General features: G+C 65.6%; 28 protein-coding genes. 18 read left to right on the top strand and 10 right to left on the bottom strand.

Annotated elements, in window-relative coordinates; translation table 11 throughout:
• Positions 1-123 precede the first annotated feature (123 nt).
• Positions 124-585, bottom strand: a complete 462-nt coding sequence (locus J8847_RS15545) for a YciI family protein (RefSeq protein WP_211525626.1) — start codon at positions 583-585, stop codon at positions 124-126.
• 245 nt (positions 586-830) lie between these two features.
• Here J8847_RS15545 and J8847_RS15540 point away from each other — a divergent pair, with 245 nt between their 5' ends.
• Complete coding sequence (locus J8847_RS15540; RefSeq protein ID WP_211525625.1) at positions 831-1,007, top strand: hypothetical protein; 177 nt, start codon at positions 831-833, stop codon at positions 1,005-1,007.
• A gap of 9 nt (positions 1,008-1,016) precedes the next feature.
• Here J8847_RS15540 and J8847_RS15535 read toward each other — a convergent pair whose 3' ends face one another.
• Positions 1,017-1,877 carry an AraC family transcriptional regulator gene (locus J8847_RS15535; protein WP_373888800.1) on the bottom strand — a complete coding sequence of 287 codons (861 nt, stop codon included), beginning with the start codon at positions 1,875-1,877 and terminating at the stop codon, positions 1,017-1,019.
• 150 nt (positions 1,878-2,027) lie between these two features.
• Here J8847_RS15535 and J8847_RS15530 point away from each other — a divergent pair, with 150 nt between their 5' ends.
• Entirely contained in the window at positions 2,028-3,452 is a 1,425-nt protein-coding gene (locus tag J8847_RS15530; RefSeq protein ID WP_211525623.1) for a cytochrome P450, read from the top strand.
• Between the two features lie 58 nt (positions 3,453-3,510).
• Complete coding sequence (locus J8847_RS15525) at positions 3,511-4,059, top strand: AAA family ATPase (RefSeq protein ID WP_211525622.1); 549 nt, start codon at positions 3,511-3,513, stop codon at positions 4,057-4,059.
• Between the two features lie 253 nt (positions 4,060-4,312).
• On the opposite strand, the gene J8847_RS15520 is transcribed toward J8847_RS15525, so the two are convergent.
• Together J8847_RS15520 and J8847_RS15515 are read right to left on the bottom strand one after the other, a co-directional pair.
• Complete coding sequence (locus tag J8847_RS15520; RefSeq protein WP_211525621.1) at positions 4,313-4,906, bottom strand: gamma-glutamylcyclotransferase; 594 nt, start codon at positions 4,904-4,906, stop codon at positions 4,313-4,315.
• Between the two features lie 45 nt (positions 4,907-4,951).
• Positions 4,952-5,881 (bottom strand): LysR family transcriptional regulator, encoded by a 930-nt coding sequence (locus J8847_RS15515; RefSeq protein WP_211525620.1) that lies wholly within the window; start codon positions 5,879-5,881, stop codon positions 4,952-4,954.
• A gap of 96 nt (positions 5,882-5,977) precedes the next feature.
• On the opposite strand from J8847_RS15515, the gene J8847_RS15510 reads away from it, so the two are divergent.
• Both J8847_RS15510 and maiA read left to right on the top strand, forming a co-directional pair.
• Positions 5,978-7,003 carry a fumarylacetoacetate hydrolase family protein gene (locus J8847_RS15510; RefSeq protein ID WP_211525619.1) on the top strand — a complete coding sequence of 342 codons (1,026 nt, stop codon included), beginning with the start codon at positions 5,978-5,980 and terminating at the stop codon, positions 7,001-7,003.
• Complete coding sequence (maiA, locus tag J8847_RS15505) at positions 7,000-7,644, top strand: maleylacetoacetate isomerase (protein ID WP_211525618.1); 645 nt, start codon at positions 7,000-7,002, stop codon at positions 7,642-7,644. Before J8847_RS15510 ends, maiA begins: the two co-directional genes overlap by 4 nt.
• A gap of 57 nt (positions 7,645-7,701) precedes the next feature.
• Here the strand turns inward: maiA and J8847_RS15500 are convergent, their stop codons facing one another.
• On the bottom strand, positions 7,702-8,148 hold the full coding sequence (locus J8847_RS15500; protein WP_211525617.1) for a CBS domain-containing protein: 447 nt from the start codon (positions 8,146-8,148) through the stop codon (positions 7,702-7,704).
• A 202-nt stretch (positions 8,149-8,350) separates the two neighbouring features.
• Here J8847_RS15500 and J8847_RS15495 point away from each other — a divergent pair, with 202 nt between their 5' ends.
• From J8847_RS15495 to J8847_RS15440, 12 genes are all read left to right on the top strand, one after another.
• Positions 8,351-9,112, top strand: a complete 762-nt coding sequence (locus J8847_RS15495) for a uracil-DNA glycosylase (protein ID WP_211525616.1) — start codon at positions 8,351-8,353, stop codon at positions 9,110-9,112.
• A 190-nt stretch (positions 9,113-9,302) separates the two neighbouring features.
• Positions 9,303-9,779 (top strand): Fe-S cluster assembly transcriptional regulator IscR, encoded by a 477-nt coding sequence (gene iscR, locus J8847_RS15490; protein WP_211525615.1) that lies wholly within the window; start codon positions 9,303-9,305, stop codon positions 9,777-9,779.
• A gap of 19 nt (positions 9,780-9,798) precedes the next feature.
• Positions 9,799-11,055 (top strand): IscS subfamily cysteine desulfurase, encoded by a 1,257-nt coding sequence (locus J8847_RS15485; protein WP_211525614.1) that lies wholly within the window; start codon positions 9,799-9,801, stop codon positions 11,053-11,055.
• A gap of 24 nt (positions 11,056-11,079) precedes the next feature.
• Positions 11,080-11,472 (top strand): Fe-S cluster assembly scaffold IscU, encoded by a 393-nt coding sequence (iscU, locus tag J8847_RS15480; RefSeq protein ID WP_211525613.1) that lies wholly within the window; start codon positions 11,080-11,082, stop codon positions 11,470-11,472.
• A gap of 28 nt (positions 11,473-11,500) precedes the next feature.
• Entirely contained in the window at positions 11,501-11,824 is a 324-nt protein-coding gene (gene iscA / locus J8847_RS15475; RefSeq protein WP_211525612.1) for an iron-sulfur cluster assembly protein IscA, read from the top strand.
• A gap of 5 nt (positions 11,825-11,829) precedes the next feature.
• On the top strand, positions 11,830-12,345 hold the full coding sequence (gene hscB / locus J8847_RS15470) for a Fe-S protein assembly co-chaperone HscB (protein ID WP_211525611.1): 516 nt from the start codon (positions 11,830-11,832) through the stop codon (positions 12,343-12,345).
• Between the two features lie 72 nt (positions 12,346-12,417).
• The gene (gene hscA / locus J8847_RS15465; protein WP_211525610.1) at positions 12,418-14,307 is read left to right on the top strand and encodes a Fe-S protein assembly chaperone HscA; all 1,890 of its coding nucleotides are present in this window, start codon (positions 12,418-12,420) and stop codon (positions 14,305-14,307) included.
• A gap of 169 nt (positions 14,308-14,476) precedes the next feature.
• On the top strand, positions 14,477-14,818 hold the full coding sequence (fdx, locus tag J8847_RS15460; protein ID WP_211525609.1) for an ISC system 2Fe-2S type ferredoxin: 342 nt from the start codon (positions 14,477-14,479) through the stop codon (positions 14,816-14,818).
• Positions 14,819-14,824: 6 nt separating this feature from the next.
• Positions 14,825-15,019: a Fe-S cluster assembly protein IscX gene (gene iscX / locus J8847_RS15455; protein WP_211525608.1), complete on the top strand. Its 195-nt coding sequence runs from the start codon at positions 14,825-14,827 to the stop codon at positions 15,017-15,019.
• The gene (locus tag J8847_RS15450) at positions 15,006-15,884 is read left to right on the top strand and encodes an SAM-dependent methyltransferase (protein ID WP_211525607.1); all 879 of its coding nucleotides are present in this window, start codon (positions 15,006-15,008) and stop codon (positions 15,882-15,884) included. Before iscX ends, J8847_RS15450 begins: the two co-directional genes overlap by 14 nt.
• Positions 15,885-15,888: 4 nt before the next feature.
• Entirely contained in the window at positions 15,889-16,920 is a 1,032-nt protein-coding gene (gene ltaE / locus J8847_RS15445; RefSeq protein ID WP_211525606.1) for a low-specificity L-threonine aldolase, read from the top strand.
• Complete coding sequence (locus tag J8847_RS15440; RefSeq protein ID WP_211525605.1) at positions 16,920-17,609, top strand: RNA pseudouridine synthase; 690 nt, start codon at positions 16,920-16,922, stop codon at positions 17,607-17,609. Before ltaE ends, J8847_RS15440 begins: the two co-directional genes overlap by 1 nt.
• On the opposite strand, the gene J8847_RS15435 is transcribed toward J8847_RS15440, so the two are convergent.
• From J8847_RS15435 to J8847_RS15420, 4 genes are all read right to left on the bottom strand, one after another.
• Positions 17,606-18,307: a TrkA family potassium uptake protein gene (locus tag J8847_RS15435; protein WP_211525604.1), complete on the bottom strand. Its 702-nt coding sequence runs from the start codon at positions 18,305-18,307 to the stop codon at positions 17,606-17,608. The two genes, J8847_RS15440 and J8847_RS15435, sit on opposite strands and share 4 nt — an antisense overlap.
• Positions 18,300-19,628 (bottom strand): TrkH family potassium uptake protein, encoded by a 1,329-nt coding sequence (locus tag J8847_RS15430; protein ID WP_211525603.1) that lies wholly within the window; start codon positions 19,626-19,628, stop codon positions 18,300-18,302. Before J8847_RS15430 ends, J8847_RS15435 begins: the two co-directional genes overlap by 8 nt.
• A 13-nt stretch (positions 19,629-19,641) precedes the next feature.
• Entirely contained in the window at positions 19,642-20,859 is a 1,218-nt protein-coding gene (gene nhaA / locus J8847_RS15425; protein WP_211525602.1) for a Na+/H+ antiporter NhaA, read from the bottom strand.
• A 106-nt stretch (positions 20,860-20,965) separates the two neighbouring features.
• Entirely contained in the window at positions 20,966-21,877 is a 912-nt protein-coding gene (locus tag J8847_RS15420) for a LysR family transcriptional regulator (RefSeq protein ID WP_211525601.1), read from the bottom strand.
• A 99-nt stretch (positions 21,878-21,976) separates the two neighbouring features.
• Here J8847_RS15420 and sugE point away from each other — a divergent pair, with 99 nt between their 5' ends.
• Positions 21,977-22,297 carry a quaternary ammonium compound efflux SMR transporter SugE gene (gene sugE, locus J8847_RS15415; RefSeq protein ID WP_211525600.1) on the top strand — a complete coding sequence of 107 codons (321 nt, stop codon included), beginning with the start codon at positions 21,977-21,979 and terminating at the stop codon, positions 22,295-22,297.
• A 7-nt stretch (positions 22,298-22,304) separates the two neighbouring features.
• On the opposite strand, the gene J8847_RS15410 is transcribed toward sugE, so the two are convergent.
• Entirely contained in the window at positions 22,305-22,820 is a 516-nt protein-coding gene (locus J8847_RS15410) for an RDD family protein (RefSeq protein ID WP_211525599.1), read from the bottom strand.
• Between the last annotated feature and the right edge of the window lie 53 nt (positions 22,821-22,873).

Below are 22,873 nucleotides of genomic sequence, written 5' to 3'. Positions count from 1 at the left end.
GCCGTCCTTGACCATGGATTAATTTGCGGGTTCAGTTTCAGTCCGTTCGGGCCGATAACGGACTTCTCGCAAAGCCTCAGTCGCAACCCGCCGTGCTTGGCAACGGGGCAGTCAGCGTCGCGGCTACTTCTTGCGGATCTTGTTGTGCACGTCGTTCACCATCATCAGTGCCGCGGAACCGTACAGCTTGTGATACTCGGCCACCATCTCGCCATTGACGATCACCGGATCGGTCGCCACCATTTTTTTCGCTTCATCGATATCCGGCGTGGCAAACACGAAAATGCCGCGGCGGCCGTCGACGCCGTCGAGCGGGCCGGCCAGGACCAGTTTCTTCTCCGCGGCCAGCCTTGCCATGTTGGCGAAGTGGCCCTGGAACATCTTGGTGCGTTCGGCGCCTTCCGGCACCTTGTTGGGCCCGGTCTTGAGGATCACGAACACGTAGGGACGCATACCCCGTTCGTCCGCGCCGAGCGAGCTGGCCAGCACGCTATCGTATTGGGGCATCGGCGCCCCGTCATGCTGGGCCGCAGCCTGGCCCAGCGAGCACAGCAGCAATGCGCCGAGCAGAGTTTGTTTCCACATCCTGGTCTCCTCGAGTGTCGTATCGGCCGCTCTTCGGGCGGCATCGGAAGGCAGCGTAGCACGTTAGTACTTGAGCAACAACTGCCTGCGCCCAGGAGTTGACCCGCTTCGGTGAACTTATCTGTTCAAGATGTGACGATCTGAGGATTTTTAGACATGAATTACTGTCAGAATACGCATCTCTTAACTGGCGAATAACGAAAACAAGATCGTCCAGGCGTGGTGTTTCGGTAGCAGGGGTGTGAATGCGGTGGATTGAAAGAATTGGCCTGTCGGCGGGGATCGCCGCCGTGGCGGTATGGTTTTTGGTGGTGAACGGCATTTTTGCCTGTGACGACATACCTGTCGTCTTCGGCATCATTGCTGGATTCATGATCCTGCTGCGCCCGGACCGGATTTTCCAGCGCAAACCGCAGCCCTGAGGCGCGGCCTCAAATCCACAGCCGATAGATCCAGAACGACTCGTCCTCGATAAATCGCTGTGCGAACTCGGTCGGCGCGAATCCCGTAATCTGCTTGGCGGCCCGGCTCATATGCGCCTGGTCGGCGAAGCCTTCGTCCTGCGCCAGCGTGGCCCAGTCGAAGCTGCGTCCCTGCTCGTAGCGCTCGCGCGCCGCGAAGAACAATCCCTCGGTGCGGGTGATCGCCTGCCACTGGCGCAGCGACCGGCCGCTGAAGGATTTAATGCGCCGCTCCACCTGGCGCGTGCCGGCCGTGCGTCGCCACTCGTGCGCTCGCCAGGCCAGCTGCTCCACCCAATGTCGTCCGAACTGGCGCAGCGAAGGCCGGGTCGACGCGCGTCCCTGGGCAATGCGCCAGCGCTCGCCCAGGAAAGCCGTCAGTACCGCCATGACCGCCGCGTCGTCGGCGGCGCCCAGCAGCGCGTCGAAGAATGGCGTCCATTCGGGATCCATCACCGCCTGCGCCGGTACGAAACGGTCCTGGATCGTGGCCGGATCCAGCCCGAACAACTGCTGCGCCACATCCGGCGCGAAACAGGCCATGTAGCCGCGGCCGGTGGTCGGCGCCCAGCTGACGGTTGGATGCGACTGGCTGCCCGAGACGACGACACGGGCGCCGAAAGCCTGCCAGCCGCGCGCGTCGACCAGGCCCATATCGACGCCGTGATACCACGACAAGGTCACCAGCGGCGAGGCCGGGAAGTGCGACAGCCGCTGCGCATCGTCGAGCACCAGGTGCGAGGTGTCGCGGCTGACCAGGGCCACCAGCGCCCCTTGCAGCGCGGGCGGGGCAAGGCTCAGCCGGTCGCGCGGACCGTCCGGCCCTGGCACGCGCGGCGCACGCGCGAGGCGGCTGGGGCAGGACGGGACGATGGACTGGCGATCGAGCTTCATGATGTCAAAGTATAAAAAGCTTCCTCACGTCTGTCGATGTCGTTTGGATTCAAGACGGCGCTTTCATGCAGCGTGAAAATCGCCCTCATGACAACGCCTACCTCTTCCCGCTGCCCTTTTCATGCGGACGGCATGCCGCCTGCTCCGGTCCTTCATCCGCCCGGCGTGTGGCCGCCCGGCCCGCGCGTCGGCCTCACCGGCTGGAGCTTGCTGGCGCGCATGGCGCGCGACATGCCCGGCGCCCTCGACGCGTGGCGCAAGGCCTACGGCGACGTGGTGCACCTGCGCATCTGGCCGGAGCACCAGGTCATCGTCAGCGATCCCCAGCTCGTGCGCGAACTGCTGGTGAACCAGCACGACGCCCACATACGCTGGGAGCGCGGCATCCGGATTTTCTCGCAGCTGCATGGACGCAGCGTGCTGGTCGAGGAGGGAGTGCGCTGGCACGCCAAGCGCCAGGCCCTGCAACCGGCGTTCGCGCCGAAAGCGGTCAAGGCTTTCGCGCCGGCGATCGCCGCGGCAACGGCGCAGGCGCTGGAGCGCTGGCCCGCCGGCGGCGCCGCGATGCCGGTCGAGAGCGCGCTGACGGCGCTGGCCATGGAGGTCATCATGCGCATGATGTTCTCGAGCGAGATCGGCGACGACGCAAGGCTGGCCGAGGGCGCCATCCACATGCTGAGCGTGAACGCCAACCAGGAGATGTTCTGGCCGGCCAGCTGGCCCGACTGGATGCCCTGGAAGCGCGAGAAGCGCCGCAACATCGCCGCGCTGAAGGCCTTGATCGACCGCCAGATCGACGCGCGCCTGGCCATGTCCATCGAGGCCTGGCCAGGCGATCTGTTGACCCGCCTGCTCCAACTGCACCGCGCGGACAGCGGCGCCTGGCCGCTCGATGCCGTGCGCGACGAATGCATGACGGCCTTCCTGGCCGGCCACGAGACCACCGCCGCTACCCTGAGCTGGTGGGCCTGGTGCATGGCCGCCAATCCTCAGGCCCAGGCCGAGGCGCGCCGCGAAGTGCAGATGGTCCTGGACGGCCGCGCGCCGACGCTCGAGGACTTGCCTGCACTGGATTACCTGGACCGCACGCTGCAGGAAACCCTGCGCCTGTACCCGGCCGCGCCGATCCTGATGAGCCGCCGCGCGATCAAGCCGGTGCGTCTCGGTGGCTGGACGCTGCCGGCGCGTACCATCCTGACCGTGCCGCTCGGCCTGATGCAGCGCGACCCGCGCTGGTTTCCTGAGCCGGACTGTTTCCGGCCGGAGCGCTTCATCGAGGAGGCGGCAAGCGCGCCGCGCGGGACCTTCATGCCTTTCGGCGCGGGGCCGCGCGTCTGCCTCGGCCAGCACCTGGCGCTGACGGAGATGACGGTGATCGCGGCTATGATCCTGCAGCGCTTCACCTTGTCCGTGCCGGAAGGAATGGCGCCGCCGCAGCCTGTCCTGAACGTCACCTTGCGTCCAGCTACATCGCTGCACCTGAAGCTGGAACGGATTGCGCCGTCCAGTTGAGCAAGCCGGCCGCATCGGCTAGGATGGTGGTCCACATGAGTCTCGGATGGAAGCAGGCATGGAAGCGCAGCAAGGCAGCAGGATGGTGGCGTTCGTCGGCGCCGAGTCGACCGGCAAGTCGACCCTGGCGCTGCACCTGGCGCGGCAATGCGGCGCTGAGTTTGTACCCGAGGTCGGGCGCTTCATCTGGGAAGAAAAGCAGGGGCAGTTGGATGCGGCCGACTACGTCGAGATCGCCGAGCGCCATCGTGATGCCGAAGACGCGGCCGTCGCCCGCGCCCTGGGACCTTATGTGTTCGTCGACACCAACGCGCTGACGACCCTGCTGCTTGGTCTCTGCTTCGGCCAAGTCGCCGAGCCCGTGCCGCCCGCGCTGCTGCGCTATGCGGACGCGTGCCGCACGCGCTATCTGCACCATTTCGTGTGCGCCGACGATATCCCTTACGAGGAAGAGCCGGGCGTGCGCGAGAATGCGGCGTGGCGTACGCGCATCCAGCGGCTGGTGCTGGAGGACCTCGATGCGCGCGGCATCGCCTATACGGTCCTCACGGGGACGGTCGAGCAGCGCGCGGCGCGCGTGATGCAGGTCCTGGCAACGTTAAAGTGACCATGCGCCTGCGCGACATGAAGGGACTGGGGCCGCGTTCCGAGGAATGGCTGGCGCTGGTCGGCATCCGCCGAGATCCTGTTGCGTTTGGAGCAAATGGGATTGGCTCCGCGCTGAGTACGAATTCATCGTTAACCGTAAAACCGTCGCACCGGCGACGGCCGGTGCCCAAGTTCGTCGCGCAGTCGGTATGCATGCAAACTTGGGCCCCGGCCTACGCCGGGGCGACGGTTTCGAAGACAGCGGCGAGAAGTTAGCCAGCAACACTCGGGCCGCCAAGACGTACTCCGAATGCCGCCAGATGGTGTTCAATCTCGAACACATGCGCATCGACCTTGCCCATCTCGCGCAGCGCCTGCGCCAGGTGCAGCAGGTATTCACTGTTCGGTCCACTCGGTCCGCGCGCCAGCGCGATCTGGCGTGCGATGTCGCGTTCCGGCGCCGGCCCCAGGTAGGCCGCGTTCTCGTGCGTGGCGATATAGACGATCCCCTCGACGGTGGAACCGTCGTCGAAATGCATATCCGTCGCCAGGCGCAGGTAGCCGTTCTTTTCGCGGTAGTCGAGGTGGGCGAATTCCTCCGGCGTGACCAGGTAGGCCATGCCGTCGCAATGCGCTCCTGGTTCCGGCACCAGGGTCACCACGCGGCCAGGCGCGGTCTCGGTGCCGCGATGGTCGTGCGAACCCTGCCAGAAACGGCGCGACCAGCCGCGAATCGCGGCGGGACGGCGGTCGAGGAAAGGAAAGTCGGCCTTGAAGATCAGCGAACCGTAGCCGAACAGCCAGACGCTGTCGTGGCTGTCGAACTTGTCCATGCGCTGGTTGATCGCGATGGTGTCGTGGGACATCGTGGAGGAGGGCGAGTAGCGCTCAGTTTGCTAACAATAGTCATTCTAACGCGCCGGGCTCTGGCGCACAGACACCTCCGCAACCATATCCTCGACATGCTCGAACAGGAAGTCGATGAAGCTCTCCGCCGCCGGCGAGAGCGAGCGCCCGGGACGCGTGTAGACGAAGAAGCGCCGCGTCAGCTGCGGCGCTTCGAGCGGACGCATCACGAGGCCATAGAGCGTCGCGAGCGGCTCGGCGTAGGGCAGGCAGACCGTTACGCCCAGGCCCGCGCTCACCATCGCCAGCGCGGTGGTCATGAAGGTGACTTCGTGGGCCGGCTTGGCCGGCACTTCGCGCAGCGAGGCATGCATATCGTCCAGCAGGCGCTCGGTGAACTGGCCTTGCAGGGAAATGAAGGGGTAGCGCGACAAGTCGTGCCAGGTTACGCGCTCTTGCCGTTCCAGCTCGTGGCCCTTGGGGAACACGAGCGCGAACGGCATCTCGAACAGCTGGCGCGCGTGCAGGGTCGGCGCCGGATCGCGTTCCGGGCCGATGCCGAAATCCGCCTCCCCCGACAGCGTGCGCGCGATCACGCTTTCGACCGCCGTGTCGGCGAGGCGCACCTGGATGTCGGGATGCCGCGCGCGGTAGGCGGCGATCGCTTCCGGCAGCACCGTGCACGACATCAGCTGCGGCGCGGCGATGCGCACGATGCCTTTTTTGAGCCGCGTGTGATCCGCCACGTTAGCCAGCGCACCGTCCAAGTCATCAATCATCTGGCTAAATAGCGGGTACAACTCGCGGCCGATATCGGTGAGGGCAATCTTGCGGGTGCTGCGGTCGACCAAGCGTGTGCCAAGGGTCTGCTCCAGTTCCTTGATCAAACCGGACAAGGCTGATTGAGTAATGTGCAAGTACTCAGCAGCAAGCGTAAAGTGGCCTGTCTTGGCGACGGCGACGAAGGCGCGCATCTGGCGCAGGCTAGGATTCATAAGATATTCCGATAAATCGGGCGGAAAATACTGTTTGTATGATAGTACGTTTTGATTTGTAATGGCGAAGAACAAAGTTTTAGCGAAGGAAACACCATGAAACTCGCCACCCTCAAAACGGGCGGCCGCGACGGCACTCTGGTCGTCGTCAGCCGCGATCTCGTCACCTGCCAGGCCGTTCCGAAGATCGCCCGCACCCTGCAATGCGCGCTCGACGACTGGGACCGCATCGCGCCCGAGCTCCAGAAAGTCTACGACAAGCTCAATGCCGGCACCGCCGAGAAGGCCGAGTCCTTCCTGGAGGAAGAATGCCATTCGCCGCTGCCGCGCGCCTATCAATGGGCCGACGGTTCCGCCTACATCAACCACGTCGAGCTGGTGCGCCAGGCGCGCAACGCCGACGTTCCGGCGTCGTTCTATACCGACCCGCTGATGTACCAGGGCGGCTCGGATTCCTTCGTCGGTCCGAACGACCCGATCATGGTCCAGTCCGAGGACTGGGGCGTGGACCTGGAAGCCGAAGTAGCGGTGGTCACCGGCGACGTGCCGATGGGCGCCACGCCGGAGCAGGCGGCCGCCGCCATTCGCCTGGTGATGCTGGTCAACGACGTCTCGCTGCGCAACCTGATCCCGAACGAGCTGGCCAAGGGCTTCGGCTTCTTCCAGTCCAAGCCGGCCAGCGCCTTCTCGCCGGTGGCGGTCACGCCCGACGAGCTGGGCGACGCCTGGCGCGACAGCAAGCTGTGCCTGCCGCTGCTGGTGACGCTCAACGAAGCGCCGTTCGGCCGTCCGAACGCGGGCGAGGACATGACCTTCAGCTTCGCCCAGCTGGTGGCCCACGCGGCCAAGACCCGCGAGCTGGGCGCCGGCAGCATCATCGGCTCGGGCACCGTGTCGAACAAGCAGGGCAGCCTGCACGGTTCGAGCGTCGAGAACGGCGGTGTCGGCTACTGCTGCCTGGCCGAAGTACGCATGTATGAAACCATCGAGCAGGGCGCCCCGCAGACGCCGTTCCTGCGCTACGGCGACACCGTACGCATCGAAATGCTCGACGCCAGCGGCGCCAGCATTTTCGGCGCCATCGATCAAGAAGTTGCGCCTTACCACTGGAGGCATCGATGAAGCTCTATACCTACTTCCGCAGCTCGGCCGCGTACCGGGTCCGGATCGCGCTGAATCTGAAGGGCTTGTCCTACCAGGCGGTGCCTGTGCATCTGTTGAAGGGTGGTGGCGAGCAGCACCAGGAAGACTACCGCCGGATCAATCCGAGCGGCCTGTTGCCGGCCTTCCAGGACGACTGGATCACCTTGACCCAGTCGATGGCGATCATCGAGTACCTCGAGGAAGCGCATCCCACGGTGCCGCTGCTGCCGAAGGACGCGCCGGGCCGTGCACGCGTGCGCGAGCTGGCGCAGATCATCGGCTGCGACATCCACCCGATCAACAACCTGCGCGTGCTGAGCTACCTGGTGAAGCAGCTGGGCTTGTCGGAGCAGGCCAAGACCGAGTGGTACCGCCACTGGGTGATCGAAGGCTTCCAGTCGCTCGAGGCGCACCTGGCGCGCGACCCGGGCGCGGGCCCGTTCTGCCACGGCGACCGCCCGACCATCGCCGATTGCTACCTGGTGCCGCAGGTGTTCAATGCGCAGCGTTTCGATATCGATCTGAAGCCCTTCCCGAACATCGCGCGCATCAATGCGCTGTGTACCGACCTGCCGGCCTTCAAAGCGGCGCATCCATCGCGCCAGCCGGACGCGGAGTAAAGAAGCGGCACCGCACCTGCGGCAAGCAGGTGCGGTGTGGCGTGCCTAGTGGCGTGCCTAGTGGCGCGTCACCGAGCGGTCCGGCTCGGACGGCGTCGAGATTTCGTCCAGCGTGGCGTCGACCTTGGCCGAGTGCTTGGTTGCGATGTCGCCGAGCGAAACGATGCCGACCAGCTGGTGCGACTGCTCGTCGATGACCGGCACGCGGCGGATCTGCACGTCGCCCATCTGGCCGAGCACTTCGTCGACCTGCTGGTTGCTGAAGCAGGTGCGCACGTCGGTGCTCATCACGTCGGCCACGCAGGTCTGGTCCGGGGCCTGGCCGGCGGCGGTGGAGCGCACGGTGATGTCGCGGTCGGTGATCATGCCGACCAGGCGGTCGCCGTCGCATACGGGGATCGACCCCACGTTCAATTCATCCATCAGCTGCGCCGCCCGGCGCACGCTTTCCTGCGGCGAAATCGTCTGCACGTCTGGGGTCATGATGTCCTGGATCGTCTGCATGGTGTCCTCCTTCGTTGGTCGATGCCCCGGGTGGGGATGGAGGAAAATCATGCACCGAAACGAGAAAGGCGGACGCTAGATTGAATGGTGGAATGCTTGGGGTTTCTGGTGCAAGCGAGTAGTAGCGGTTTGCCAGCAGACCGCGCACCTCGCCTCAAGCACATACGCTACAATCCGCCCTCAAAAATCCGGACACACCACCATGACCATCCCCGCCCAGATCCTGCCCGCCCTCGACCTCGCCGCCCCCTCCTGGCGCCCGATCCTCGAGCAGGGCCTGGAAGCGATGGCCGCAGCCAACCCCGGCTACCTCCCGGCGCTCGCGGTCGACAATTATCTCCCCACCGAAAACCGCCTGTTCGCCGCCTTCGCCCAGCCCCTGGGCAAGGTCCGCTACGTCCTGGTCGGCGAAGGCCCCTACCCACGCGCCGAAAGCGCGACAGGCGTCTGCTTCATGGACGGCGCCGTCGGCGAACTCTGGTGCGACACCGGCCTCTCGAAGCCCGTCAACCGCGCCACCTCGCTGCGCAACTTCATGAAGATGCTGCTGGTCGCATCAAGCCAGCTCCAGGCCCACGATACCGGCGGCGCGGCCATGGCCCCGATCGCCCGGGCCGCCCGCGGCGACGGCAGCATCCAGACCCTGGCCCAGCTGCAAGACAACCTGACCCGCCACGGCTTCCTGCTCCTGAACGCCTCGCTGGTGTTCCGCAGCCACGTCCCGCCCGCCGTCGACGCCCGCGCCTGGCTGCCTTTCCTGCAAACCGTGCTGGCTGCCCTGGCCGCGCGACAAAGCCCGCCGACCCTGGTCCTGTGGGGGAAAATCGCCGAGCAACTGAAAAAGCTGCCGGAAACCGCCGCGCTGCCGCAGATCGCCGCCGAGCATCCCTACAACCTGTCCTTTATCCAGCATCAGGGCATGCAAGAACTCTTCGGCCCGATGCAGCTGCTGCGGGCGCAATAAACAATTATTAAGAAAGCAGGAGGGGGGAGGCGGCTGCCATTTTTGGGGCTGCCAAGACAAGACGCTTGCGTTTTGCTATACTTGACTAAATCGTTCAACTAATCCGGTTTTTAGCAAGCTGCAATGAAGAGAGTTGTTGCAAGCGGATTATTTGGGCAAGAGGAATATTTTAACACTAACCGGGGTTGTGATGCGTCTGACCACCAAAGGCCGTTTTGCTGTTACCGCGATGATCGATCTTGCCATGCGTCAAGGCAATGGTCCGGTCACGCTGTCGGGCATCAGCCAGCGCCAGGCCATTTCGCTGTCGTACCTGGAGCAACTGTTCGGCAAGCTGCGCCGCCACGAGATCGTCGAATCGATCCGCGGCCCGGGCGGCGGCTACAGCCTGGCGCGTCCAGCGGAAAAGGTGACGGTGGCCGACATCATCATCGCCGTCGACGAGCCGCTCGATGCGACCCAGTGCGGCGGCAAGGAAAACTGCCACGGCGCCGACGCCGCCAGCGGCACCCGGTGCATGACCCACGAGCTGTGGACCACGCTGAACGAGAAGATGGTCGACTACCTCGATTCGGTCTCGCTGCAAGACCTGGTCGACCAGCAGAAGCAGAAGGAACAGAACGTCGTGGTGGTGCACCGCACCCACGCCGCCGTCGGACAAAATTGAAGCATATTGGAGTGAACTGATGAACGCGCCTTTGGACAAGAAAACCGAGCAGAGCTTCGCGACTGCGCCCCACTTCCCGATCTACATGGATTACTCGGCCACCACGCCGATCGATCCGCGCGTGGCGGACAAAATGATCCCCTTCCTGCGCGAGCAGTTCGGCAACCCGGCATCGCGCAGCCACATGTACGGCTGGACCGCGGAAGCTGCGGTCGAGGAAGCGCGCGGCCACGTGGCGGCCATCGTCGGCGCCGATCCGCGCGAGATCATCTGGACCTCGGGCGCGACCGAAAGCAACAACCTGGCGCTGAAGGGCGCTGCCCAGTTCTACAAGACCAAGGGCAAGCACATCATCACCGTCAAGACCGAGCACAAGGCCGTGCTGGACACCGTGCGCGAACTGGAACGCCAGGGCTTCGAGGCGACCTACCTCGAACCGCAGGAAAACGGCCTGATCACCCTCGAGCAGCTGGAAGCGGCGATCCGCCCGGACACCATCCTGGTCTCGGTCATGATGGTCAATAACGAGATCGGCGTGATCCAGCCGATCGCCGAGATCGGCGAACTGTGCCGCTCGAAAGGCATCATCTTCCACTGCGACGCCGCGCAAGCCGTCGGCAAGGTCGAGATCAACCTGGAAAAGCTGAAGGTCGACCTGATGACCTTCACCGCCCACAAGGTCTACGGCCCGAAGGGCATCGGCGCCCTGTACGTGCGCCGCAAGCCGCGCGTGCGCCTGGAAGCGCAGATGCACGGCGGCGGCCACGAGCGCGGCCTGCGATCGGGCACTCTGCCGACCCACCAGATCGTGGGCATGGGCGAAGCCTTCCGCATCGCCAAGGAAGAGATGGACAGCGAACTCGCGCGCATCAAGACCTTGCGCGACCGCCTGGCCAAGGGCCTGATGGAGATCGAAGAGGTCTACGTCAACGGCGACATGGAACACCGCGTCCCGCACAACCTGAACGTCTCGTTCAACTATGTCGAAGGCGAGTCGCTGATCATGGCGATCAAGGACATCGCCGTGTCGTCCGGCTCGGCCTGCACTTCGGCCTCGCTGGAACCGTCTTACGTCCTGCGCGCCCTGGGCCGCAGCGACGAACTGGCGCACAGCTCGATCCGCTTCACCATCGGCCGCTTCACGACCGAAGAAGAAGTCGACTTCGCCATCAACCTGCTGAAATCGAAGGTTGGCAAACTGCGCGAACTGTCGCCGCTGTGGGACATGTTCAAGGAAGGGATCGACCTCAACTCGATCCAATGGGCAGCCCACTAATTACCGTATTCAAGGAGTATCACCATGGCTTACTCGGACAAAGTTCTCGACCACTATGAAAACCCGCGCAACGTCGGCGCCTTCGACAAGGGCGACGACGCCGTCGGCACCGGCATGGTCGGCGCGCCGGCTTGCGGCGACGTGATGAAGCTGCAGATCAAGGTCAACGACCAGGGCCTGATCGAAGACGCGAAGTTCAAGACCTACGGCTGCGGCTCGGCGATCGCCTCGAGCTCGCTGGTGACCGAATGGGTCAAGGGCAAGTCGCTGGACGAAGCGCTGTCGATCAAGAACACCCAGATCGCTGAAGAACTGGCTCTGCCGCCAGTCAAGATCCACTGCTCGATCCTGGCCGAAGACGCGATCAAGGCCGCCGTCGCCGACTACAAAGCGAAGCACGCCGACAAGGCAGCGTAACAACCGTAGAACCTAGCTGGAGAACCACATGGCAATCACCCTGACCGAAAAAGCCGCCAAGCACGTCAACCGTTACCTCGAACGCCGGGGCAAGGGCATCGGCTTGCGCTTCGGTGTGCGCACCACGGGGTGCTCCGGCCTGGCCTACAAGCTCGAGTACGTCGACGAGATGTCGCCCGAGGACAACGTGTTCGAGTCCTTCGGCGTGAAGGTCTTCGTCGACCCCAAGAGCCTGCCCTACATCGACGGCACCGAGCTGGACTTCGCGCGCGAAGGCCTGAACGAGGGCTTCCGCTTCAACAACCCGAACGTCAAGGACAACTGCGGTTGCGGCGAGAGCTTCCGTATCTAACGCGCATGCAGAACCACTTCGACCTGTTCCACCTGCCGGCCCGCTTCGAGGTCGATATGGACGCGCTGGACGCGGCCTACCGCGAGGTGCAGGGCCAGGTGCACCCGGACCGCTTCGTCAACGCCTCGGACACCGAGAAGCGCGTGGCGATGCAATGGGCGACGCGCGCCAACGAGGCCTACCAGACCCTGCGCAATCCGCAGAAGCGCGCGCAGTACCTGTGCGAACTCAACGGCGTCGACCTGCAGACCGAGTCCAACACGGCCATGCCGATGGCCTTCCTGATGCAGCAGATGGAATGGCGCGAAGCGCTGGACGATGCGCGCGCCGGCAGGGACGTCGATGCATTGGACGGGCTGGACGCCCAGGTGAGGCGCGAGCGCAAGCAGATGCTGGAGCAGGTCGGCAAGCAACTCGACGCGGGCGACTACCAGGGCGCGGCGCAGGGCGTGCGCGCGCTGATGTTCCTCGATAAATTCGGGGACGAAGTCCAGTACGCGTTCGAAGCCCTCGAGGCATAAGCGACGTCCCATACCGCAGGGTGGACGCCAGTCCGGACCTGCGCCAGACAAGAATAATCAGGTATCACCACCATGGCACTCCTTCAAATCGCCGAACCCGGCATGTCCACCGCCCCGCACCAGCACCGCCTGGCCGTGGGCATCGACCTGGGCACCACCAATTCCCTCGTGGCCACCGTGCGCAGCGGCAGCCCCGAAGTGCTCAGCGACGAGGACGGCCGCCCGCTGCTGCCATCGGTCGTGCGCTACCTGCCCAACGGCCATGCCAACATCGGCTACAAGGCCCAGGCCCACCAGACCACCGACCCGAAGAACACCATCGTCTCGGTCAAGCGCTTCATGGGCCGCGGCCTGAAGGACATCGCCCACGCCGAGAACCTGCCTTACGACTTCGTGGATGCGCCCGGCATGGTGCAGATCAACACCGTGGCCGGCGTGAAAAGCCCGGTCGAGACCTCGGCCAATATCCTGGCCACCCTGCGCCAGCGCGCCGAGGATTCGCTCGGCGACGAACTGGTCGGCGCCGTGATCACCGTGCCGGCCTACTTCGACGACGCCCAGCGCCAGGCGACCAAGGACGCGGCCCAGCTGGCCGGCCTGAACGTGCTGCGCCTGCTGTCGGAACCGACCGCCGCCGCCATCGCCTATGGCCTGGACCACGGCAAGGAAGGCGTCTACGCGGTCTACGACCTGGGCGGCGGCACCTTCGACATCTCGATCCTCAAGCTCTCCAAGGGCGTGTTCGAAGTGCTGTCCACCGGCGGCGACTCGGCCCTGGGCGGCGACGACTTCGACCACCGCCTGTTCTGCTGGATCGTCGAGCAGGCCAAGCTGGCCCCGCTGTCCGAGCACGACACCGCGACCCTGATGGTCAAGGCGCGCCAGGCCAAGGAACTGCTGTCGACCAACGAAGAAACCACGATCGAGGCGATCCTGAAGTCGGGCGAGATCGTTCAGGTGACGATCGACGCGCACACCTTCGCCGAGATTACCAAGCACCTGGTCACGAAGACCATGAACGCCATCCGCAAGGCCATGCGCGACGCCAACGTCAGTGTCGAGGACGTGGACGGCGTGGTGATGGTGGGCGGCGCCACCCGCATGCCTCACGTGCGCCGCGCGGTGGGCGACTTCTTCCACACTATCCCGCACGCGAACATCGACCCGGACAAGGTGGTGGCGCTGGGCGCCGCCATCCAGGCGAACCTGTTGGCCGGTAACCGTGCCGAGGGCGACGACTGGCTGCTGCTGGACGTGACCCCGCTGTCGCTGGGCATCGAGACCATGGGCGGCCTGGTCGAGAAGATCATCCCGCGCAACTCGACGATTCCTTGCGCCCGCGCGCAGGAGTTCACGACCTTCAAGGACGGCCAGACCGCGCTGGCGGTGCACGTGGTGCAGGGCGAGCGCGAGCTGGTGTCGGACTGCCGCTCGCTGGCGCGCTTCGAGCTGCGCGGCATCCCGCCGATGGCGGCCGGCGCGGCGCGCATCCGCGTGACCTACCAGGTCGACGCGGACGGCCTGCTGTCGGTGTCGGCGCGCGAGATGCGTTCGGGCGTGGAAGCGTCGATCACCGTCAAACCATCCTACGGCCTGGGCGACGACGAGGTGGCGCGCATGCTGCAGGATTCGTACTCATCGGCGCAAGGCGACATGCAGGCGCGCGCACTGCGCGAAGAGCAGGTCGAGGCGGAGCGCATCCTGCTGGCGACGCAGTCGGCGCTGGACGCCGATGGCGAGCTGCTGAGCGATGAAGAGCGTGCCGAGATCGCCAGGCTGGAGCAGGGCGTGCGCGATGCGGTGGCCATGTCGCAGGATGCGGCGGTCGACTCCGGCGCGCGCCAGAACGCACTGCACGATGCGGTGCAGGCGCTGGCCAAGGGCACCGAGGACTTCGCTGCGCGCCGCATGGACAAGAGCGTGCGTAAAGTCCTGGCCGGTAAGTCGCTGGACGAGGTCTGATTTACGCCCACCAGCCTTTAGACCGTCGTTCCGGCGAAGGCCGGAACCCAAGTTCTTTGAACAGCCGATAGCGAGAAGCGTCGTCGAAGTGCGAGCAAACTTGGGTTCCGGCCTTCGCCGGAACGACGGGTTGAAGCAGACACATAAAACAATTCACGAGGTAACCCAAGTGCCACAAATCGTCATCCTCCCCCACCCGGTGTTCTGCCCCGAAGGCGCCGTCCTCGAAGCCCCGCAGGGCAAGTCCATCTGCGACGTCCTGCTCGAGAACGACATCGAGATCGAACACGCCTGCGACCGCGTCTGCGCCTGCACCACCTGCCACGTGATCGTGCGCGAAGGTTTCGATTCGCTGAACGAGCAGGAAGAAAAGGAAGAGGACATGCTCGACAAGGCCTGGGGCCTGGAGCCGAACTCGCGCCTGTCCTGCCAGGCCATCGTCGCCGAGGAAGACCTGGTTGTCGAGATCCCGAAGTACACCATCAACCACGCAGCAGAGAAGAGCCACTGACCAGCCATGAAATGGACTGACGTGCAGGCCATCGCCGAGGCCCTCTACGAAAAATATCCGGACGTCGACCCGACCGCGATCCGCTTCACCGACCTGCACAACTGGGTCGTGGGCCTCGAGGAGTTCGACGACGACCGCACCCGCGGCGGCGAACGCGTATTGGAAGCCATCCAGGCGGCATGGATCGATGAAGCACGCTAACCAAGCCAAGAAAGCACCGGCCGCAGCCCCCGAGCTCCCGCCGGAAGTCCGCCCGGGCCAGTCGATCGAGCTGCTCAAGGAGCTGCACATCCTGACCCGCGACGGCAAGCTGAACCAGGACAGCCGCCGCAAGCTGAAGCAGGTCTACCACCTGTACAACTTCATCGAGCCGCTGCTCAAGGACGTGCGCGAACAGAAGCAGGGCGTGTCCCTGGTCGACCACGGCGCCGGCAAGTCCTACCTCGGCTTCATCCTGTACGACCTGTTCTTCAAGGGCCTGGACGACGGCTCCCACATCTACGGCATCGAGACCCGCGAAGAGCTGGTCCAGAAGTCGACCGAGCTGGCGGCGCGCCTGGGCTTCAACGGCATGTCCTTCCTGCCGCTGTCGGTGGCCGAATCGACCACATCGAGCCAGCTGCCCGAGACCATCGACATCGTCACCGCGCTGCATGCCTGTAACACGGCCACCGACGACGCCATCGACTTCGCGCTCAAGAAGAAGGCCAAGCACATGGTGCTGGTGCCGTGCTGCCAGGCCGAAGTGGCCGCGGTGCTGCGCAAGAACAAGGGCAAGGACCTGGGCCGCAGCGCACTCACCGAGATCTGGCGCCACCCGATCCACACCCGCGAGTTCGGCAGCCAGCTGACCAACGTGCTGCGCTGCCTGCAGCTCGAAGCCCATGGCTACCAGGTCACGGTGACTGAACTGGTCGGCTGGGAGCATTCGATGAAGAACGAGCTGATCGTCGCGACCTACAAGAACCTGCCGCGCCGCCGTCCGGCCGAACGCCTCGGCGAAGTCCTGTCCGAACTCGGCCTGCAGGAAATGAAAGAACGCTTCTACACTGCCAACCAGGAATAAGACGATGAGCAAGATGGACAAGTGGATCGACCTGCGCAGCGACACCGTCACCCAGCCTTCCGACGCCATGCGCGCGGTGATGGCCGCCGCCGAAGTGGGCGACGACGTCTATGCGGACGACCCGTCGGTCAATCGCCTGCAGGAATACGCCGCCGAGCTGTTCGGCTATGAAGCCGGCCTGTTCGCGCCGAGCGGCACCCAGACCAACCTGATCGCGTTGATGACCCACTGCGGCCGCGGCGACGAATACCTGGTCGGCCAGGAAGCGCACACCTACAAGTACGAAGGCGGCGGCGCCGCGGTGCTGGGCAGCATCCAGCCGCAGCCGATCGCCAACCAGCCGGACGGCTCGATCGCACTCGGCGATATCGAGGCCTACATCAAGCCGGACGACATGCACTTCGCGCGCACCCGCCTGCTGGCGCTGGAAAACACCATCGGCGGCCGCGTGCTGGGCCAGGACTATGTGGCGGTCGCCACGGCGCTGGCGCACGGCAAGGGCCTGGCCACCCACCTGGACGGCGCGCGCATCTGCAACGCCGCCGTGAAGCAGGGCATCAGCCTGCGCGCGGCGGTGGCCGGTTTCGACACCGTCTCGGTCTGCCTGTCGAAAGGCCTGGGCGCCCCGGTCGGCTCGGTGCTGCTGGGACCGAAGGCCTTCATCGAGCAGGGCAAGCGCTGGCGCAAGATGCTCGGCGGCGGCATGCGCCAGGCCGGCATCATCGCCGCGGCGGGCCAGTACGCGCTGGAGAACAACGTGCAGCGCCTGGCGGACGACCACGACAACGCGGCCGAGCTGGCGCGCGGCCTGTCCCGGATCGAGCAGCTGAAGGTCGGCACGCCGCAGACCAACATCTTCTGGATGGACATCCCGGCCGCCGCCTGCGAGCCGCTGCGCCAGGCCCTCGCGCGCGAACGCATCCGCGCTTCCATCGGTCCCAGGACGCGCCTGGTGACCCACCTGGACGTGAGCGCCGCCGACGTGGCGCGCACGATCGAGGTGTTCAAGGCCTTCTTCGCCGGCTGGCACGCGTGATGAGCGACGAAGGAATCCGTCTGGCCAAGCGCGTGGCCGAACTGAAGGGCTGCTCGCGCGCAGAGGCCGAACGCTATATCGCCGGCGGCTGGGTGACGGTCGATGCCAATGTGGCCGAAGATCCGGCCACCCGGGTCACGCCGGAGCAGGCCGTGGCATTGCTGCCCGGCGCCACCGCCATCGAACCGCTGCCGGTCACCATCCTGCTGCACAAGCCGGCCGGCGTCGATGCCGGTGAGGGCGCGCTGGCGCTGATCAATGCGGACACCCTGGTCCAGCAGGGCAGGGGCGGCCAGCGCTTCCTGCGTCGCCACCTGAACAAACTGACGCTCGCCACGCCGCTCGAACGCGAGGCCAGCGGCCTGGTGGTTTACAGCCAGGACTGGCGGGTGCTGCGCAAGCTGGTCGAGGACGCGTCGCGCATCGAGCACGAATACCTGGTCGAGGTGGACGGCCAGATGGCGGGCGAAGGCCTGGCGGGACTCAACCGCGACTTCAAGGCCAGCTGGCAGAATGAAACGCGGCTGCGCATCGCCGGCAAGAACATCCGGCCAGGGCAGATCGAGCGGGCCTGCGCGGGCGTCGACCTGAAGGTGCGCAGCATCCGCCGCCTGCGCGTCGGCCGCATTCCCCTGGCCAGCCTGCCCGAGGGCCGCTGGCGCTTCCTGCCCGAGACCGAACGCTTCTAGGCGCGCGCCTTCTTGTTCTCGCCGGCGAACAGCTCGATCTTCTTGGTGGGGCCCGAGACGATCAGGAGGTCGCCCGGCAGGATGCGGGTTTCGCCAAGGGCGTGCTCGAAATCCTGGTTCATCCGCTTGACCCCGACCACCGTCACGCCGAAGCGCGAGCGCACATGCGCTTCCGCCAGGGTCTTGTGATGAGTGAGGTCGGGCGCATGGATCTTGGCGATCGCGAAGCCGTCCTCGAATTCGATGAAGTCCATCAGGCGTCCCGTGATCTGGTGCGCCACGCGCTCGCCCATGTCGGCTTCCGGGAAGATCACGTGATGGGCGCCGATGCGCTGGGCGATCTGTCCGTGCTCGGGCGACATCGCCTTGATCCAGATGTCCTTGATGCCCAGCTCAGTCAAGACCATGATGGTCATCAGGCTCCCCGCCAGGTCGTCGCCGATGCCGACGATGGCGTGAGAAAAGTCCGCCACGCCCAGCTGCAGCATGACGTTCTCGTTAGTGGCGTCGGCCTGCACCGCGTGCGTGAGACGGTCGGCCCACAGCTGGACCAGGTCTTCCCTCTGGTCGATGCCCATGACATCGTGCCCGAGGCGCATCAGCGACTGGGCGACGGCGCCGCCGAAACGTCCCAGGCCGATGACGACCACGCTGTCGCTCGCGGAGAACGCGAACTGTTCCGTAAAAATTCTACCCAACAATTGGATGCTCCTCAGGATAGCGGTAAGGCATGCGCCGTTCTCCCAGCAACAAGGAGGTGGCGATGGTAACGGTGCCGACCCGGCCCAGGAACATGAGCGCAGCGAGCGTCAGCTGCGCGGACTCCGGGAGTGCGGGTGTGATGCCGGTCGACAGTCCGACGGTGCCGAAGGCCGAGATGACCTCGAAAATGATCTGGTCGGTCGGGAAATCGGTCGTGCGCAGCAGGATCATGGTGCCCAGCACGACCACCAGGCTGCCCAGCGCCAGCACGGTGATCGCCTGGCGCTGGGCCGACGCGCCCACCCTGCGTCCGAAGGCTTCGGTGTCGCGACGGCCCTTGACCTCGGCAATGACCAGCAGCGCGAGCACGGCGACGGTGCCAACCTTGACGCCGCCGGCGGTGCCGGCGCTGCCGCCGCCGACGAACATCAGGAAGTAGTGCAGGGCCCAGGTCTCGCGCGTGAGTGCGCCGATGTCGAGCGCATTGAAACCGGCGGTGCGCGCCGACACCGAGACGAACAGGCTGGACAGCAGCTTGTCCGCCAGGCCCATGGGGCCGAGCGTGCGCGCATTGTCCCATTCGAACACCAGCACCGCGACCAGGCCGAGCACGATCAGCACGGCCGTGCCGATCAGCGTGAGCTTGGTGTGCAGTGACCAGTGGCGTGGATCGCGCAACTGCTGGCGCAGGTCGTTCAGCACCGGGAAGCCGATGCCGCCCACGACGATGGCCAGCATGACCGGCGCCAGGATCAGCAGGTCCGAGGCATAGCGCACCAGGCCGTCGGCGTGGATCGAAAAGCCCGCGTTGTTAAACGCGGACACCGCATGGAACAAGCCGCTCCAGGCGGCTTCGCCCCAGGCCTGGCCGTAGGCGAAGTGCAGGCGCAGGGTCAGCGCCGCCGCGACGAGCGCCTGGGCCGCCATCGTCACCACGAACACCAGGCGCGCCACGTTCGAGATGTCGCCCAGGCCCAGCGTGCGCGACTCGGTCTGGGTCATCAGCCGGGTGCGCAGGCGGGGAGAGCGGTTGACCATCAGTCCGAGCAGGGTGGCGGCCGTCATCATGCCGAAGCCGCCCAGCTGGAACAGCACCATGATCACGGACTGTCCGAAGCCCGACCAGTAGCTGCCGGTATCGACCACGGCCAGCCCGGTCACGCAGACCGCGGATACCGAGGTAAAGAAGGCGGTCATCAGGGACGCGGCGCCGTCGCCGGCGCGGGCTGCCGGCAGCATCAGCAGCGCAGTGCCGCCCAGGATGGCGGCCAGGAAGCTGAGCGCGACCGCGCGCGCGGGATGGAGAACGGCCTTCATGCGCTGGACACGCTCACCGCGAATGCTCGACGTGGAAGTCCATGGTCTCGGTGTCGACGTCGGTCGGCAACGGCCGGCCGAACAGTTTCAGCCAGAAGAAACCCAGGATGCCTGCCGCCAGCGAGGCCAGCAGGATCGCCATCTTCGAGCTGTCGATCAGTGCCGCGTTGCCGGGGAAGGCCAGGTTGGTGATAAAGATCGACATCGTGAAACCGATGCCGCCCAGCAGTCCGGCGCCCAGGATATGGCGCCAGGACAGGTCGGCCGGCAGGCGGCACAGGCCGAGCGCCGCCGCGCCCAGGGCGAAGGCGGTGATGCCCACGGGCTTGCCGAGCGCCAGGCCGGCCATGATGCCCAGGCTGTTCGAGTTGAAGAGCGCGGCGGCGGCGCCCGCGCCGATGACGATGCCGGTATTGGCCAGCGCGAAGATCGGCAGGATCAGGAAAGACACCGGCACGTGCAGGATGTTCTCCAGCCGGTGCGAGGGCGACTCGGCATCGTCCTGGCGCGCCGAGTAGGGAATGGTGAAGGCCAGCAGCACGCCCGCGATGGTCGCGTGGACCCCGGACTTGAGCATCAGGAACCACATCAGCGCGCCGCCCGCCAGGTAAGGCAGCAGGGACATGATCTTCAGGACGCGGTTCATGCACAGCAGGAGGCCGAAGACGGCGAGGGCGCCGGCCAGGTAGGCGAAGGCCAGGTCGCTGGTGTAGAACACCGCGATCACGACGATCGCGGCCAGGTCGTCCATCACGGCCAGCGCGGTCAGGAAGATCTTGAGCGAGGCCGGCACCGCGCTGCGTCCCAGCAGCGCCAGCACGCCCAGGGCGAAGGCGATGTCGGTCGCCATGGGGATGCCGATCCCGGCCTGCGTCGGCGTGCCGCCGTTGAGCATGAAGTGGATCAGGGCGGGGACGCCGACGCCGCCCAGGGCCGCGATCAGGGGCAGCATGGCATTGCGGATGTCCGACAGCTCGCCGTTGTAGAGCTCGCGTTCCAGTTCCAGTCCGATGAGCAGGAAGAAGATCGCCATCAGGCCGTCGTTGACCCAGTGTTCGACGCTCAGGCCGGCGGCCTTGGCATGCCAGAAGCCCAGATAAGCGTCGCCGTAGGCGGAATTCGCCACGACCAGCGAGGCGAGGGTGCACAGGATCAGGACGATGCCGCCGGCTTTCTTGGAATGAAAGAAGCGCTGGAAGGTGAGGGAGAGAGCTTGTTGTACAGTGGGCATGAGGTCTTGGAATGGTCGTCAATTAGCCGCGTGGCGGCCCGACCATCGCGCATCCTGTCATACCTGCGGTATGATCACCCTTGCCTGGAGTATAACGCAATCCCGCTCAGGGAAGGCCGCCAGCCGGATCGCAGCGCCGGTTCAGCAATTCGACGAAGCGCCGCGCCGCCACGCCCAGCGGCCGCTCGCTGGTCCAGATCACGTCGACAAAGAAGCGCAACACGTTGGTGAAGTTCGCCGAGGGAATCTCGACCAGCTCGCCCAGCTCCAGCGGATCGCGCACGAAGCCCGACGGCAGCCAGGCCCAGCCCAGTCCCGCCTTCACCAGGGACAGGGCCGCGACCGGGTTATCGGTGCGCCACTGCAGGCGCGAGACGGCGATGCGCTTGTCGACCTGGAGGGCGTCGCGCCCGGCCACGACGATCTGGCGCTCGGCCAGCAGGTCGGCGTCGCGGATTGCCTCCACGCCCGCGCGTCCCAGCATGGGATGGGTGGGGGCGAGCACGGCCACCAGGCGTTCCTCGGCTACTTCCTGGAACACTTCGCGCGCATCCATGCCGTAGCGCTCGAATACCAGCGCGAGCTGGGCCCGGCCGCTCTGCACCATTGCGAGCGCATCGGCCTGCGGCGCGCTCAGGACTTCGATTTCCAGCAGCGGGAATTCGGCGCCCAGGGTGGCCAGCGCTTCGCTCCAGGCTGCGGACGCCAGCAGCTCCGGCAGGATGGCGATGCTCAAGGAAGCTTCCAGCCCGCGCGTCAGCGACAGCGCGTGGTTGTTCAGGCGCTGCAGCTGCTCGACCAGCACCCGCGCCTGCGGCAGCAGGGCCTGGGCGTGCTCGGTGGGCCTGGGCTCGCGGCCGCTGCGGTCGAACAGTTCCAGGCCCAGTTCCGCTTCCAGGTTGGCGATGGCCATGCTGACCGCCGAGGGCACGCGCTTCAACACGCGGGCGGCGGCGGAAAAGGAGCCATGGTCGATGGCGGCCAGGAAGACGCGCAGGTTGTCGAGATCGAATGCCATCTATCAATTCTACTGATATTTCCCGACTTTTTCTTTCAGGCGGACTTCAGTAGGATCGCATCAGGCATTCAGGCCTGGAACGCATTGAAAGGAAAGAAGATGGTGTGGCTATCGCTGTTCGCAGCAGGACTGTTCGAGATCGTCTGGGCCATCGGCCTCAAGTACACGGAGGGATTTACGCGGCTCTGGCCGACCGTCGGCACCCTGGCCGCGATGGCGCTGAGCATCGCCTTGCTGGGGTATGCACTGAAGACGCTGCCGGTGGGGACGGCTTACGCGATCTGGACCGGCATCGGGGCCGTGGGTACGGCCATCGCGGGCATGGTGTTCCTGGGCGAATCCGCGTCGCTGGCGCGGATCGCCTGCATCGCCCTGATCGGTGCCGGCATCGTGGGGCTCAAGCTCGTCACCCCGGCTTGACCGGGGCCTAGGCGCGGGCGCGCTTGGGCAGGGCGATGAGGCGGGTGCCGGCCAGCTTGTCGTGCAGGAACTGGCGGTCCTTGTCGAGGAAGGCGGTGAGCGCCCAGGCGACCACGCCGATGGCGAGGGCGATGGCGATCTGGCCCTTGCCGTGCAGCCCGAAGACGCCGCATACCAGCAGGGCCGGGACAAACCAGCCCCAGGCCAGCAGGAAGCGGATCACCGCCGTGCGCCAGGGCAGACGCGCGTGGCCCAGCTGGACCACCTTGATGCGCCAGGTCTTCATCGCCAGGGTATGGCCGCTGTCGACCCAGCACCAGATGAAATACGCCGCCGTCACCAGGAACAGGAAGGCCTTCAGGCCGTGCTGGTAGACGGCTTCCTGGCGGTTGCCGGTCAGGAGCAGGTAGAGCAGCACCGCCAGCATCTCGACTGCCAGCAGCAGGAAGCCTTCGTAGACCATCGCCAGGACGCGGCGTTTGATAGGGGGCGTACTGACAGGGACGGTCTCAGTTGCTTGCATTCGAAGAAGACGGAACAGGTGGCGGGCTGGCCGGCGTCGCCGCCGGGGTCGGT

Source organism: Massilia sp. AB1 (genome assembly GCF_018119385.1).
Taxonomy (GTDB): Bacteria; Pseudomonadota; Gammaproteobacteria; order Burkholderiales; family Burkholderiaceae_D; genus Telluria.
This window is presented reverse-complemented; position numbering and strand designations above follow the sequence as displayed.